At 71.5% G+C, this 13,151-nt stretch carries 11 protein-coding genes and 1 tRNA gene; 2 read left to right on the forward strand and 10 right to left on the reverse strand.

Annotated features, from left to right (window positions below; all coding sequences use genetic code 11):
• Window positions 1-467: 467 nt before the first annotated feature.
• The 5 genes from DEI98_RS08190 to DEI98_RS08210 all read right to left on the reverse strand — a co-directional run bounded on the left by DEI98_RS08190 (window position 468) and on the right by DEI98_RS08210 (window position 5,530).
• On the reverse strand, window positions 468-1,439 hold the full coding sequence (locus DEI98_RS08190; protein WP_071244904.1) for a YafY family protein: 972 nt from the start codon (window positions 1,437-1,439) through the stop codon (window positions 468-470).
• Window positions 1,432-2,484, reverse strand: a complete 1,053-nt coding sequence (locus DEI98_RS08195) for a YafY family protein (RefSeq protein ID WP_071403785.1) — start codon at window positions 2,482-2,484, stop codon at window positions 1,432-1,434. The genes DEI98_RS08190 and DEI98_RS08195 overlap by 8 nt, the downstream gene beginning before the upstream one ends.
• A gap of 71 nt (window positions 2,485-2,555) precedes the next feature.
• Complete coding sequence (locus DEI98_RS08200; RefSeq protein ID WP_111100475.1) at window positions 2,556-3,476, reverse strand: peptidylprolyl isomerase; 921 nt, start codon at window positions 3,474-3,476, stop codon at window positions 2,556-2,558.
• 42 nt (window positions 3,477-3,518) lie between these two features.
• Window positions 3,519-4,715, reverse strand: a complete 1,197-nt coding sequence (locus DEI98_RS08205) for a tRNA (adenine-N1)-methyltransferase (protein WP_111100476.1) — start codon at window positions 4,713-4,715, stop codon at window positions 3,519-3,521.
• Entirely contained in the window at window positions 4,712-5,530 is an 819-nt protein-coding gene (locus tag DEI98_RS08210) for an HAD family phosphatase (protein WP_258370779.1), read from the reverse strand. The genes DEI98_RS08205 and DEI98_RS08210 overlap by 4 nt, the downstream gene beginning before the upstream one ends.
• A gap of 146 nt (window positions 5,531-5,676) precedes the next feature.
• Between DEI98_RS08210 and DEI98_RS08215 the strand changes: the two genes are divergently transcribed.
• Window positions 5,677-6,600 carry a proteasome assembly chaperone family protein gene (locus DEI98_RS08215; RefSeq protein ID WP_111100478.1) on the forward strand — a complete coding sequence of 308 codons (924 nt, stop codon included), beginning with the start codon at window positions 5,677-5,679 and terminating at the stop codon, window positions 6,598-6,600.
• A gap of 636 nt (window positions 6,601-7,236) precedes the next feature.
• Here DEI98_RS08215 and mshC read toward each other — a convergent pair.
• From mshC to DEI98_RS08230, 3 genes are all read right to left on the reverse strand, one after another.
• A complete protein-coding gene (gene mshC, locus DEI98_RS08220; RefSeq protein ID WP_111100479.1) occupies window positions 7,237-8,481 on the reverse strand; it encodes a cysteine--1-D-myo-inosityl 2-amino-2-deoxy-alpha-D-glucopyranoside ligase in 1,245 nt (414 codons plus the stop codon).
• On the reverse strand, window positions 8,478-9,308 hold the full coding sequence (locus DEI98_RS08225; protein ID WP_027465647.1) for an undecaprenyl-diphosphate phosphatase: 831 nt from the start codon (window positions 9,306-9,308) through the stop codon (window positions 8,478-8,480). The genes mshC and DEI98_RS08225 overlap by 4 nt, the downstream gene beginning before the upstream one ends.
• Before the next feature lie 62 nt (window positions 9,309-9,370).
• Entirely contained in the window at window positions 9,371-10,699 is a 1,329-nt protein-coding gene (locus DEI98_RS08230; protein WP_110864516.1) for a M20/M25/M40 family metallo-hydrolase, read from the reverse strand.
• Between the two features lie 161 nt (window positions 10,700-10,860).
• Between DEI98_RS08230 and DEI98_RS08235 the strand changes: the two genes are divergently transcribed.
• Window positions 10,861-10,946, forward strand: a tRNA-Leu gene (locus DEI98_RS08235).
• A gap of 371 nt (window positions 10,947-11,317) precedes the next feature.
• Here the strand turns inward: DEI98_RS08235 and DEI98_RS08240 are convergent.
• Both DEI98_RS08240 and DEI98_RS08245 read right to left on the reverse strand, forming a co-directional pair.
• Entirely contained in the window at window positions 11,318-11,902 is a 585-nt protein-coding gene (locus tag DEI98_RS08240) for a hypothetical protein (protein ID WP_111100480.1), read from the reverse strand.
• Window positions 11,903-11,913: 11 nt separating this feature from the next.
• Window positions 11,914-13,053 carry a zinc-dependent alcohol dehydrogenase gene (locus tag DEI98_RS08245; protein ID WP_111100481.1) on the reverse strand — a complete coding sequence of 380 codons (1,140 nt, stop codon included), beginning with the start codon at window positions 13,051-13,053 and terminating at the stop codon, window positions 11,914-11,916.
• Between the last annotated feature and the right edge of the window lie 98 nt (window positions 13,054-13,151).

A 13,151-nucleotide genomic window follows, 5' to 3' on the forward strand; every position in this document is an offset into this window, starting at 1 on the left:
GCGTCAGATGTGTATAAGAGACAGGGTGTACCTGGCGAGATCGGGCGTACCGGGTCGGAAGATCGCAGCAGGTACGCCCGGAACGACCAGGTACCCGAGGTCCGCCGTGCGAGATCGGGCGTACCTGCGAGTTCGGGCGCACCGTGCGCCATCGGGCGTACCTGGCGAGATCGGGCATACCTGGTCGGATCAACACGCCAGGAACGCCCGGAACCACCAGCTACCCGAGCTTCACCGTGCGGGATCGGGCGTGCCGTGCGACATCGGGCTTACCTGGCGAGTTCGGGCGTACCTGGCGGGAACGGGCATACCGGGTCGGAAGATCACACCAGGTACGCCCGGAACAACCAGGTACCCGAGGTCCACCGTGCGAGATCGGGCGTACCTGGCGAGATCAGGCATACCCGGCGGGATCAGGCGTACCCGGTCGGAACGTGCAGCGCTCGAACGGGCCGCAGCGGCAGACGTCAGCCGGCGGCGAGGGCCGCGGCCGCGAAGTCGCGCACGGCGTCACGAGCGGCGGGCGGGTCGAGCACCACGGCACGACCAGGCAACCCGGCGACGAGCCGGACCACCCCATCGAACCCGTGCGACGCCGCGAGCCGGATGCGCACACGACCGTCACCGTCGGGCGCGTCGGCGGTGTCGGACAGGAAGTCGGCGACCAGGGGCAGCGACGTCGAGTCGAGTTCCACCGTGACGATGACATCGTCGGCGGCCTGCTGGAACAGCGTGTCCGGGATGACGACCTGGTCGATCGTCTTCTCGGCCGGGCGGTCGTCGACCCGCGCCTCGGACATCCGGTCGAGCCGGAACGTCCGGAGTGCCTGCCGGTCGAGGTCCCACGCGCGCAGGTACCAGTCGGTGTCGATGGACTCGACCCGGAGCGGGTCGACCCGTCGGGTGCCGCCCTGGGTGCGCGGTCCGGCGTACTCGAAGACCAGGCCGCGGCCGTCGGACATCGCCCGCCGGATGGTGGCGAGGGCGACGTCGTGCAGGTCCTGCCCGACGGCGACGGTCGACGCCGCTCCCCCGGCACCGCGGGACAGCTTGGCCATCAGCGCGCGGATGGCGTCACGGTCGGCGGCTTCGGGCAGCGCGGACAGGTACTGCAGGCCCGCGATGAGTGCCGAGGCCTCACGAGCGGACAGCCGCGGTGAGTCGTCGATCGCCACGAGGTTGGTCAGCACGATCATGTCGTTCTGGTCGAAGTCGTCCCAGGCGATGTCGAACAGGTCGCCGTGCTGGTACTGCATCGTCTCGCCGGGAACCCCGGACACCGCGATGAGTTCGACGGCACGCCGGATGCGGGCCTCGGGCACACCAAAGTGCCGAGCGGCCTCGGCCACCGAGACTCGCTCGCGGTCGATCAGGTACGGCACCAGGGCGAGCAGGAACGCGAGCTTGTCCTGCGCCTGCAGGGGTTGGGCGTCAGCCACGAACGGGGTCCTCTCCGGGGGCTGCTGCAGGGTCGTCGTCGGTGTGGTCGCGCACGAGTGCTCGGAGGCGCTCGTCGACCCGCGACCGCAGGTCGTCGGGCTCGAGCACCCGGACCTCGGGCCCGAAGGCGGCGAGTTCCTCGGCGAGGATCTGCGGGTCGACGTGGTGCAGCACGAGCGCGCCGTCGGCGTCGGTCTCGGTGTCGCGGCGACGGGTGAGTCGGCGTTCGGCGTCGGAACCCGGCGTCACGGCGATGCGCGCGGTGCGCTCGGCCCAGATCCGCTCGAGCTCGGCGAGGGTGCGCTCCCCCGCGCCCACGGGAGCGGTGTGCTGCCCGACCTCGTACTGGGTGACGGGTCCGACGATGCGGGCCAGCAGGTAGTTCTTGTCCGAGTCCGTCGCGAACTCGTGGGCGGCGAGCATCCACCGGCCGCCGTGCTGCACCAGGGCGAGTGGAGCCACTTCGCGCCGACGGGCGTCGTGCTGCCCCGGCGTGATGTAGTCGAAGCGAACCGCGGCGCCGCGGTCGAGCGCGGAACGGAGCGGCTCGAAGGACGCATCCCGGGCGCGGAGCCGCGGAGCGTAGGCGTCGACCCCGAGCTGCAGGGCACCGTCGTCGTCCTCGGCGCCAGCCGAGCGGACCTTCAGCAGGCCACGGCGGGAGTCGGCGGACAGTGCGCCTTCGCGCCAGGCCATCGCGGCCAGGGACAGCAGCGCGGATTCGTCCGGGGTGAAGCGGACGTCGACGGGCAGATCGTACTCACCCTTCGGGATCCGGTACCGGAGCGTCTGGTTGTTGCCCGCGGCACCCGGGGTCTCGATGGTCTCGAGGGGGATGCCGAGCTCGCGGACGTCGTCCTTGTCGCGTTCGAACTGGCGCTCGAGCGAGGCGTTGTCGCCACCGGTCGAGAACCGCTGCCGGTACCCCTGCACGTTGGCCAGGATCTCGGCCTTGGTCAGCCCGGACTCCGTCGAGAGCAGCGCGAGCACGAGGCTGAACAGCCGCTCCTCGGCGGGCACACGGGGCACACGGGTCGCTGGCACGAGCCGATCCTACGGCAGCGCGGGTACACCGGAGTGCACCCGCGCCGCGGTCCGTGGACGGTCGGACCGGGTCAGTTCGAGATCGCCCCGAGGACGTCGATCACGTACGCGTACGCGGTCCCCTGCTGGTTGACGATGGCCAGGACCTGGTCGCCGACGTGGTGCCCGACGATGGCGGTCCGGACGCCCTCGTCGACCTGGCCCTTGGTGAGCGGGATGGCCTGCGCGCCGGAACCGTCGGTCCAGCTGGAGCCGGCGACGGACGGGTCGGCACCCCAGGTGACGGCGGTGTACTTGATGACCGCGGTCTCCTTCGCGGTGAGCTCGCGACCGTCGCCCTTGCGGAGCAGGTGCGTCTCGTTCGACTTCGGCGCGCTCCACGACGGGATCGTGATGCCGGGGGCGCCGGAGGGTGCGAGCACCACGGCCGGCATCTTGTCGCCGGCGAGCTGCGGGGTGCCGGTGGCACGGGCGTCGAACGCGCGCTTGACGTCGATGACGGCGATGACGGCGTCCTCGGTCTTCTTCGACGACGAGCTGCCAGCGGTGCCGCCGGTGCTGCTCAGGGCGCTCTTCGGCAGGGCCACCGCCAGGCGGTCGCCGACGCGGGCGCACTGCAGCGAGGCGCCGAGGGCCCCGTAGTTGCTCGCACCGGCGGTGATCGGTGCCGTCTGGCCCGAGTAGCCGCTCGTCTGGGCGACCTGCCCCGTGGAGCCGTCGACCAGGGTGTACTCGACCAGGACGGGGGTGCCGTCGTCGATCGTGCGACCGGAACCCTGCTGCAGCACGGACACCTGGGTGCCCTTGGTGGTCAGGCCCTTCGGCACGTTGACCTTCGGCTCCGAGCCGAACTTGCCGGTGGCGGTCACCGCTTCGGACGCGGCGCCGGGAGCGGCACAGCTCGAGGGCGTGGTGCCGGCACCGTTCGAGGCGCAGGCGGTGAGGGACACCGCGAGACCGATGGTGACCAGGAGTGCGGGGATGGTGCGCACGGACCCTCTTTCCGTTCGATGCAGGACGGGCACGCCGTCAGCCTACCGTTCGTCCTCGACGGCCCCGGACGGAGCCGCAGCGGCATCCGACGGAGCCGCAGTAGCATCCGACGAAGCCACAGCGCCCTCGGACGGCGCCGCAGCACCATCCGCCGACGACGCCTCGGCCGCCGCGACCTTGCGCGCCTGCGCCGCCGACTGCCGGGCGACCTTGCGGAGCTTCTTGTCGCTCGTCGCCCGCTCGCCCACGGCGCCGGGGGTCCAGGCCTCGATGTCCTCGTCCGAGAACTCCGCCTTGCCCGCGCGGCGCTTCAGGTTCGGCAGCACGGTGCCGTCGGCCAGGCGTCGTGCCGTGATGAGGAACCCGGTGTGCCCGACCATGCGGTGGTCCGGGCGGACGGCGAGGCCCTCGACGTGCCAGGTGCGCACCAGGGTCTCGCTCGGCATCGGGTCGGTGAAGCGCCCGGTGTCGCGCAGGGCCTCGGCCGTGCGGGACAGCTGCGTGACGGTCGCGACGTAGCAGACGATGAGTCCGCCGGGCACGAGGGCGTCGGCCGCGGCGTCCACGCACTCCCACGGCGCGAGCATGTCGAGCACGACCCGGTCGATGCTCTGCGGCTCGGTCGCGTCGGGCAGCGACTCGACCAGGTCACCGACGGTGACGGACCAGTTGTCCGGGACTGCGCCGAGGAAGGTGCCGACGTTGCCCTTCGCGATCGCCGCGAACTCCTCGCGGCGCTCGAACGACTGCAGCTGCCCGGTCGGGCCGATCGCGCGGAGCAGGAACAGCGACAGCGCGCCCGAGCCGACGCCGGCCTCGACCACGCGGGCCCCGGGGAAGACGTCCGCGAAGGCCACGATCTGCGCCGCGTCCTTCGGGTAGACGATCGCGGCGCCACGCGGCATCGACATCACGTAGTCGTTGAGCAGCGGACGGAGCGCGAGGTACTCGTCACCGGTGCTCGCCCGGATGACGGAGCCGTCGGGCTGGCCGATGACGTCGTCGTGCCGCAGCACCCCGCGGTGCGTGTGGTACTCACCCGCGGTCTCGAGCGACAGCGTCGTGAGCTTGCCCTTCGGACCGGTCAGCTGGACGCGGTCGCCGGCCCGGAACGGGCCGCGCGGCGGCGTGTGCGGTGCGCCGCCCGCGGTGTGCGGGAGGGCTGCGGTCGGGTCCGCGGTCGGACTGGAGGCGCTGCTCGCGTCCGCCTCGTCGCGTGCGTCGTCGGTGTGGCTCATCGGGTGACCCCTTCGGTGTCCGCAGCGTGCGCCGGGTCCGGCACCGCGCCTCTCCCCACCGGCACGGCCGGCCCGCCGCTGGCGCGTCGGTCCGGAACCGGCGGCGTGGGCCCTGAGTGCGCAGCCCGTGCGGCCAGTGCCGGCGTCGTCAACTCGACCAGACGGTCGACGTCGACCCCAGCCAGGGTGGTCAGGTGCACGTCGCCGCCGGCGATCTCGGACAGCGGGACGATGTGCTCGACGGCCACCGTGACGGCGCCGGAGGCGACGGCAGACGCGACGCCGGTGGCGGAGTCCTCGATCGCGACGCACGCGGTGGGCTCGACGCCGAGCTGCGCCGCGGCGGACAGGTACGCGTCCGGGAACGGCTTCGGACGGTCGACGTCGTCGCCGGCGACGACGACGCGGAAGCCACGCTCGCCCAGGGCCTCGGCGGCGACGAGCGCCATCTTGCGACGGGACATCGTGACCAGGGCGGTCGGGATGCCGCGGGCGTGGAGCTCCTCGACGAGCTCGCGGGCACCCGGACGCCAGGGCAGTTCACCGGTGCGCAGGTGCTCCATGACGTAGTCGGTCATCCACTGGATGATCTCCTCGACCTCCATGTCGACGCCCTTGGCGCGCAGGAGCTCACCGGAGCGCTCGAGGCCGGACCCGACCAGGGACAGGCCGTCCTCGTGGGTCCACTCGGCGCCGTAGCGGTTCGTCAGGTCGACCTGGGACCGCTGCCAGATCGGCTCGGTGTCGATGATCGTGCCGTCCATGTCCCACAGCACGGCTGCGGGCGGGACGAGGGCAGGAGGATGCGCGGTCACGGGCGACGAGTCTACCGGGGCCGTTCCGCTGGGCGCGGACGCGCGCGTGCGCCGACACCCCCTGGGCCTACAGTGGATGCCTGAATCGTGTCCGGCCGGGGCATCGCTCCCGCCCCGCTCCGCTCCACCACCAGGAGGTCCGCTCCGTGCCACAGCACTCCCCCTTCAGCGACGGTCGCTTGCTCGTCGTCGCCTTCGAGGGCTGGAACGACGCCGGCGAGGCCGCGAGCGGTCTGGCGCGTCGCATCGTCGAGTCGCTCGGGCTCGACGAGCTGCGCGAACTCGACGGTGAGCGGTACATCGACTACCAGTTCAACCGGCCCACCGTCGGCACCGACGACAACGGCGACCGCGGCGTGCTGTGGCCCCGGATCGTGCTGCACGGCCCCGGTGCCGAGGGGCGTCCGGTCATCGGTGCCACCGGCTCCCCCACCGACCGTGACGTCTTCGTCCTCGTCGGACCGGAACCCTCGCGCACCTGGCGGGGCTTCTGCTCGGAGATCATCGACCTGGCGGACGTCTACTCGATCGACGCCGTCGTCTTCGTCGGCGCCATGCTCGCCGACGTCCCGCACACCCGGCCGATCTCGGTGTTCGTGTCGAGCGAGAACGCCGGTGTCCGCGCCGCGTTCGACGTCGACAAGTCCTCGTACGAGGGCCCGACGGGCATCCTCGGGGTCCTCGCCGACGCGATGGACAAGGCCGGCCTGACCACGCTGTCCCTGTGGGCCTCGGTGCCGCACTACGTGCACAACTCGCCCTCGCCCAAGGCCACGCTCTCGCTGCTCGACAAGATCGAGGAGCTCACGGACGTCACGGTGCCCCGTGGCTCGCTGCTCGACGACGCCACCGAGTGGGAAGAGGGCATCGACGCCCTCGCTGCCGACGACGAGGACATGGCGTCCTACATCGGGCAGCTCGAGCAGGCGCGCGACACGGTCGACTCCCCAGAGGCCTCGGGAGACGCCATCGCGCAGGAGTTCGAGCAGTACCTCCGTCGCCGTGAGCGCAAGGACGGCAAGGACGGCGGCACCGCCGGTGGCGAGGGGCCGTGGCGGCCCCAGCAGTAGCCGTCACCCGCTGACGGACAGGAGGCACGGTGCCTGCTGGCACCGTGCCTCCTGTCCGTGGTGGGCGTCCGGCGTGCGGCGAGTGGTCACGAACTGTCGGCTGCGGCGCGCCCCGGCGACAGTTCCTGACCCCTCGGCGGCGCACACGCGACGTGTCGCGACCACACGGCGGACGGGAGGCACGGGTCGGCCCCGCCACGGGCCTCCCGTCCGGCGGCCGCGAACGGTCACGACACCCCGCTCACGTCCGGCGAGTGGTCACGAACTGTCGGTTGCGGCCCGCCCGGGCGACAGTTCCTGACCCCTCGGCAGCGCGCACCCGACGTGTCGCGACCACTCACCGCGCGGTCACGACACTCCTGCTCACGTCCGGCGAGTGGTCGCGAACTGTCGGCTGCGGCCCGCCCGGGCGACAGTTCCTGACCCCTCGGCGGCGCGCACGCGACCTGTCGCGACCACACAGCGGACGGGAGGCGCGGGGCAGGGCCGCCACGGGCCTCCCGTCCGGCGGCCGCGAACGGCCACGACACCCCGCTCACGTCCGGCGAGTGGTCACGAACTGTCGGCTGCCGACCGCCCAGGCGACAGTTTCTGACCCCTCGTCGCCGGGCATACGGCGTGTCGCGTCAGCGCAGGTCAGGCCAGGCGGATGCCGAGCAGCGCGTCGATCAGGTCGAGGAGCTCCGGCGTGCACGCCGTGCCGCCCGCGATCGCGGTGTCGACCGCGGCGACGGCACCGGGGGTGTCGAGGTCGTCGGAGACCCGCGCGCGGATGCGTGCCGCGACGTCCGCTGCGTCGTCGGCGTGCCCGGCGGAGGCTCCCGAGGCCCAGGCGTCCCAGCCGGCGAGCCGCATCTGGGCGCTCGTCAGCTCGGTGTCGAACCACTCCCAGTCGTCGGAGTACTTGTGCGACAGCAGTGCGAGCCGGATGGCACGGGGGTCGGCGCCGTCGTCGAGCAGCCCGCGCACGGTGATGAGGTTGCCGAGCGACTTCGAGATCTTCGTGCCCTGGTAGGCGATCATCCCGGTGTGCACGAACGCGTTCGCGAGGGGCTGGTGCGCGAGGGCAGCAGCGTGCCCGGCGCTCATCTCGTGGTGCGGGAAGACGAGGTCGCTCCCGCCGCCCTGCACGCTGATCGGCAGCCCGAGGCGGTCACCGGCGATGACGCTGCACTCGATGTGCCAGCCGGGGCGACCGGGGCCGATCTCGGTGTCCCAGGCCGGCTCGCCGTCACGCGCGGCGCGCCACAGCAGCGGGTCGAGCGGGTCGCGCTTGCCCGGACGATCCGGGTCGCCGCCGCGTTCGGCTGCGAGGGCGAGCATCGTCTCGCGGTCCAGGCCGCTCTCGTCACCGAGGGTCCACGCGTCGGTGGGGCGGTTCACGTCGAAGTACAGGTCGTCGCCCTCGGCGCCGTCGGTCGGGACCTCGTACGCGTAGCCGGACTCCTGCAGGAACGAGACCGCCTCGGCGACGCGCTCGACCTCGTCGGTGACGGCCACGAAGTCGTCCGGCGGCAGGATCCGCAGCGACTCCATGTCGCGACGGAACAGTTCGACCTGTTCAGCCGCCAGGGCACGCCAGTCGACGCCGTCGCGGGCGGCACGCTCGAGCAGCGGGTCGTCAACGTCGGTGACGTTCTGCGCGTACTCGACGTCGAGCCCGGCATCACGCCAGGCGCGGCCGAGCGTGTCGAACGCCAGGTAGGTCGCCGCATGGCCGAGGTGCGTGGCGTCGTACGGCGTGATGCCACAGACGTACAGCGCGGCACGGTCCTCGTCGCGGGCGGGGTCCACCGGCTTGCCCGTTGCGGTGTCGTGGACGACCGGTCGGGGCGCGGCGCCGGGGACGTCGGGGACGGATGGGGCCTGCCAGGCCCTCACGGCTGGATCACTCCGAGCGACAACAACACGATGAGCACGATACCGAGTGCGATCCGGTAAACGACGAAGGGCATGAAGCTGCGCTTGCTGATGTAGTTCATGAACGCCGCGATCACGACGAACCCGACCACGAACGCGACGACGGTGGCGATGAGCGTGTCGGCGAGTCCGAACGGCGAGCCGTGGTCGCCGAGGCTCGTCGCGGCCTCGTAGAACCCGGACAGGAACACCGCCGGGATCGCCAGCAGGAACGCGAACCGGGCTGCCGCCGGGCGGGTGTACCCGAGGGCGAGACCCATCGACACGGTCGCACCGGAGCGAGAGACACCGGGCACCAGGGCGAGCATCTGCGCCAGGCCGATGAGCAGACCACCGCGGAACGTCATCTGCTCGATCCGGCGCTCCTTGCGGCCGACACGGTCGAGCACCCCGAGCACGACACCGAACACGATGAGGACGATCGCGACGATCCAGAGCGACCGGAACGTGGTCTCGATCGAGTCCTTGAGCAGGAGCCCGGCGACCCCGATCGGGATCGTGCCGAGGATCACCAGCCAGCCGAGCCGGACGTCGGGGTCGCCCTTCGGCACGTCACGCTTGACCACCGACCGGAACCACCGCCCGATGATGCGGGTGATGTCCTTCCAGAAGTAGATGAGCACCGCGGTCTCGGTGCCGAGCTGCGTCACGGCGGTGAAGGCCGCACCGGGGTCCTTCGCGTCGGGCAGGAAGAGCCCCACGATGCGCAGGTGCGCGCTGGAGGACACCGGCAGGAACTCGGTGAGCCCCTGGACGAAGCCGAGGAAGATCGCCTCGAGGATGTGCATCGCACGGGCCTTTCAGGGGGAGGTCGGTCAGGGCACCGCCACGACGGCGACCATGAACAATATCAGTACGTGGCGAGCAGGTCGCCCAGCACCCGCCGACCGAACGCCAGCGAGTCGAGCGGCACCCGCTCGTCCACGCCGTGGAACATCGCGGGGAAGTCGACACCGGCCGGCAGCTGCAGCGGCACGAACCCGTACCCCGCGATGCCGAGCGTCGAGAGCGCCTTGTTGTCGGTGCCGCCGGACAGCAGGTACGGCAGGACCGGTGCGCCCGGGTCGTGCCGGCCGAGGACGTCGCGGACGGCATCGACCAGCGGGCCGCCGAAGTCCTGCTCGAGGCCGATGTCGCGGAACGACATGACCACCTCGACGTCGGGTCCGGCGAGCTCCCGCACCCGCTCGAGCACGGACTCCTCGTCACCCGGCAGGCAGCGGATGTCCACCAGGGCCTCGGCGGTGTCCGGGATCACGTTGTGCTTGTAGCCGGCGGTCAGCACCGTCGGGTTCGACGTGGTGTGCAGCGCGGCGTGGATGAACCGCGACGCCGAGCCGGTGGCCAGGGCGACCTCGTCCGGGCCCGTGACCGTCGGGTCGACCCCGAGGAACCGCGCCACCTCGGCCACCATCGCGTCCGTCGTGGCCGAGAGCCGGACGGGCCACTCCTCGCTGCCGATCCGGGCGACCGCCGCCGCGAGCTTCGTGACGGCGTTGTCGCGGATCACGTGCGAGCCGTGGGCAGCGGTGCCGCGCGCGATCAGCTTCACCCACATGAGCGCCTTCTCGCCGGTCTGCAGCAGGTAGGCGCGACGGTCACCGAGCGTGATCGAGTACCCGCCGACCTCGCTGATCGCCGCCGACGCCCCCGCGAAGACCTCCGGGTGCTGGTCGACCACGTGATGGGACCCCAGGACTCCCCCGGCCTCTTCGTCGGCGAAGTACGCGATCACCAGGTCACGCTCCGGCGCACCGTGCTGTTCGATGACGTCCGCCAGCGACGTGAGCATCATCGCGTCCATGTTCTTCATGTCGACGGCGCCCCGCCCCCACAGCGAACCGTCCTTGACCACACCGCCGAACGGGTCGACCGACCAGTTCGCCGGATCCGCCGGCACCACGTCGAGGTGCCCGTGGACCACGAGCGCCGGCTTGTCACGGTTCCGACCCGGCACCCGCGCCACGACGCTCACCCGGTCCGGCTCCGACTCGAACAACTGCGGCTCGAGGCCCAGCGCGCGGAGCTTGTCCTCGACGTAGTGGGCCGCCTCGGTCTCCCCGCGGGACTTCCCCTCGCCCCAGTTCGTCGTGTCGATGCGGATGAGGTCGCGGGCGATCGCCGCGGTGGCCTCGAGCTCGGGCACGGACTGCGGCTCGGAGGGCTCCGGGTTCGTCATGGCTCCACGGTATCGGTCGGCACCGACCCCGTCGCCGGGACAGCGCGCGCAGGACTCGCCCGGGATGCGCGACCGTGTTCATCGCGCGTTCAGACCCGTGCTATTGTCTTCTCTCGGCAGGAACGCCGGGTTCAACCCGGGAAACAGACACCAGACACCCTGTCCGGGTGGCGGAATTGGTAGACGCGCTAGCTTGAGGTGCTAGTGCCCGTATTAGGGCGTAGGGGTTCAAGTCCCCTCTCGGACACAGGAAATGCGTGCCCCCTGACCTTTCGGTCGGGGGGCATTTTCTGTTGTGTCTTCCCGGCGAGTGCCGCCATCGCTGCGCTCAGGGCGTCACCGCTTCTGGGGCGCCACCTCGCTGCGCTCAGGGCGACCACGTGCCACCTCGCTGCGCTCAGGGCGATCCCCGCCCGCGCCGCCTCGCTGCGCTCAGGGCGTTCTCCGTGCAGCGTCCGTACACGCGGCTGACGCGGGACGTGCGGACTGGAGGCGCGGGGCGGGGCCGCAGCGCGCCTCCAGTCCAGGGTGTGCGCGCGTCGCGGGCCGGTGCGACGTTGCGCACTCCGTGTGACGGAACAAGGTCGCACCGAGTGGGCAACGCCGCACCGCGCGCGGTCAGCGCGAGCGGCGCACCCGCCGCACCACCAGCACCACGGCTCCGAGCGCCGCCAGCCAGCCCCAGTTCGCGACCATCGGATCGAGCACCTGGTGCCGCCAGTCCGACCGACTCGACCCCAGCCGCGACGCAACAGGGTGGTTCCCACGCTCCGCCGCGACACCGGTCTCGCTGATCACCCGGTCCGGCCGACCCCGGAGCGCATCGGTCACCCGGTGCGTCGCGACGTCCAGGCGGTCCCCCACGACGAGCAGCATCCAGTGCGCCAGGCGCCCCTCGCTGAACCGCCGGTAGGCGTACCGCCGGACGATCCCGGCGACGCCGTGCAGGGGCTGCGCGGTGCCGAACACCGGCGTCACGTGGGCGTGCTCGATCGAGCGCTCCCGGCCGTGCGCACCGTCCTGCTGCGGCGGGAGGTCCCAGTGGGCTCCGGTGGCCGAACCGGCTTCGCGCGAGAGCTTCGGCACGGACGGCCGGTCCGCCGGGTCGAGGTCGCTCCCCCACCCCGGGATGCGGGCACGGAGTTCCTCGGCCGACGGCACCCGACGGGGCGGATCGGCGATGTACGGGGTGTGGTCGGACATGTCGGGCCTCCTCACGGCACGACGACGGTCTTGATGCAACCGTCGAGCTTGGACGAGAACAGGTGGTAGCCCTCGGCGATGTGCTCGAGGGGGATGCGGTGCGTGATGATGTCGCTCGGCTTGAAGTGACCGGCCTGGATGTGCTCGAGCAACCGCGGCCACTGGCGCTTCACGTGCGCCTGGTTCGTGTGGATCGTGACGCCCTTGTTCATCGCGTCCCCGAACTTCACCGCGCTCGGGATCGGCCCGTACGCGCCGATCGCCGAGACCGTGCCGCCCTTGCGGACACCGTCGATCGCCCAGTTGAGCGCCGTCGGGGACCCGCCCTGCAGCTTCAGCTTCGAGGCGGTGACCTGCTGGGTGGAGTTGCCGTCCGCCTCGGCTCCGACGGCGTCGATCACGCTGTCCGCACCCAGGAAGTCGGTCTGCTTCTTCATCTCGAGCACGACGTCGTCGACCTCGGCGAAGTTGATCGTCTCGGCGTGCGCGAAGCTCCGGGCCTTCTCGAGCCGGTACTCGAGCTGGTCGACGACGATCACCCGACCGGCTCCCATGAACCACGCCGACGCCGCGGAGAACAGTCCGACCGGCCCGGCACCGAGCACCACGACGGTGTCGCCCTCGCGGATCGACGCGAGCTGCGCCCCGAAGTAGCCGGTGCTCAGTGCGTCCGTCATGAGGAGGGCGTCGTCGTCGTCGAGCCAGTCCGGGATCACCTGCGGTCCGACGTCGGCGAACGGCACCCGCACGCGCTCCGCCTGCCCGCCGTCGTACCCGCCGGTGGTGTGCGAGTACCCGTAGATCCCACCGACCGCGGTCGCGTTCGGGTTCACGTTGTGGCAGTTCGCGAAGAGTCCGCGGGCGCAGAACCAGCACGTGCCGCAGAAGATGTTGAACGGGACCATCACGCGGTCGCCGACCGACAGGGTCTCGACGGACGAGCCGATCTGCTCGACCACCCCGATGAACTCGTGGCCGAACGTGTGCCCGACCCGGGTGTCGGGCATCATGCCGTGGTACAGGTGCAGGTCCGACCCGCAGATCGCGGCCCGTTCCACCCGGACGATCGCGTCGTTCGGGTGCTCGATCCGGGGATCCGGTTTCTCTTCGACGCGGATCCGGTAGGGGCCGCGGTACGTCATGGCGCGCATGGACGCTCCTCTCGTTCGTCGCGTCCACGCTGGCGCGCGCCACGTTGGAACGGACCCAGGACCGCAGATGGCGGACAAGCGGTGGGCGTCCGCACCGA

Origin of the sequence: Curtobacterium sp. MCLR17_034 (assembly GCF_003234485.1) — a bacterium.
GTDB lineage: Bacteria > Actinomycetota > Actinomycetes > Actinomycetales > Microbacteriaceae > Curtobacterium > Curtobacterium flaccumfaciens.

What these genes read in the sequence shown, in the direction of transcription:
- DEI98_RS08225 (WP_027465647.1), bottom strand. Translation starts at nt 9,308, where the DNA reads ATGCACATCCTCGAGGCGATCTTCCTCGGCTTCGTCCAGGGGCTCACC.
- DEI98_RS08245 (WP_111100481.1), bottom strand. Translation starts at nt 13,053, where the DNA reads ATGCGCGCCATGACGTACCGCGGCCCCTACCGGATCCGCGTCGAAGAG.
- DEI98_RS08240 (WP_111100480.1), bottom strand. Translation starts at nt 11,902, where the DNA reads ATGTCCGACCACACCCCGTACATCGCCGATCCGCCCCGTCGGGTGCCG.
- DEI98_RS08230 (WP_110864516.1), bottom strand. Translation starts at nt 10,699, where the DNA reads ATGACGAACCCGGAGCCCTCCGAGCCGCAGTCCGTGCCCGAGCTCGAG.
- DEI98_RS08205 (WP_111100476.1), bottom strand. Translation starts at nt 4,715, where the DNA reads ATGAGCCACACCGACGACGCACGCGACGAGGCGGACGCGAGCAGCGCC.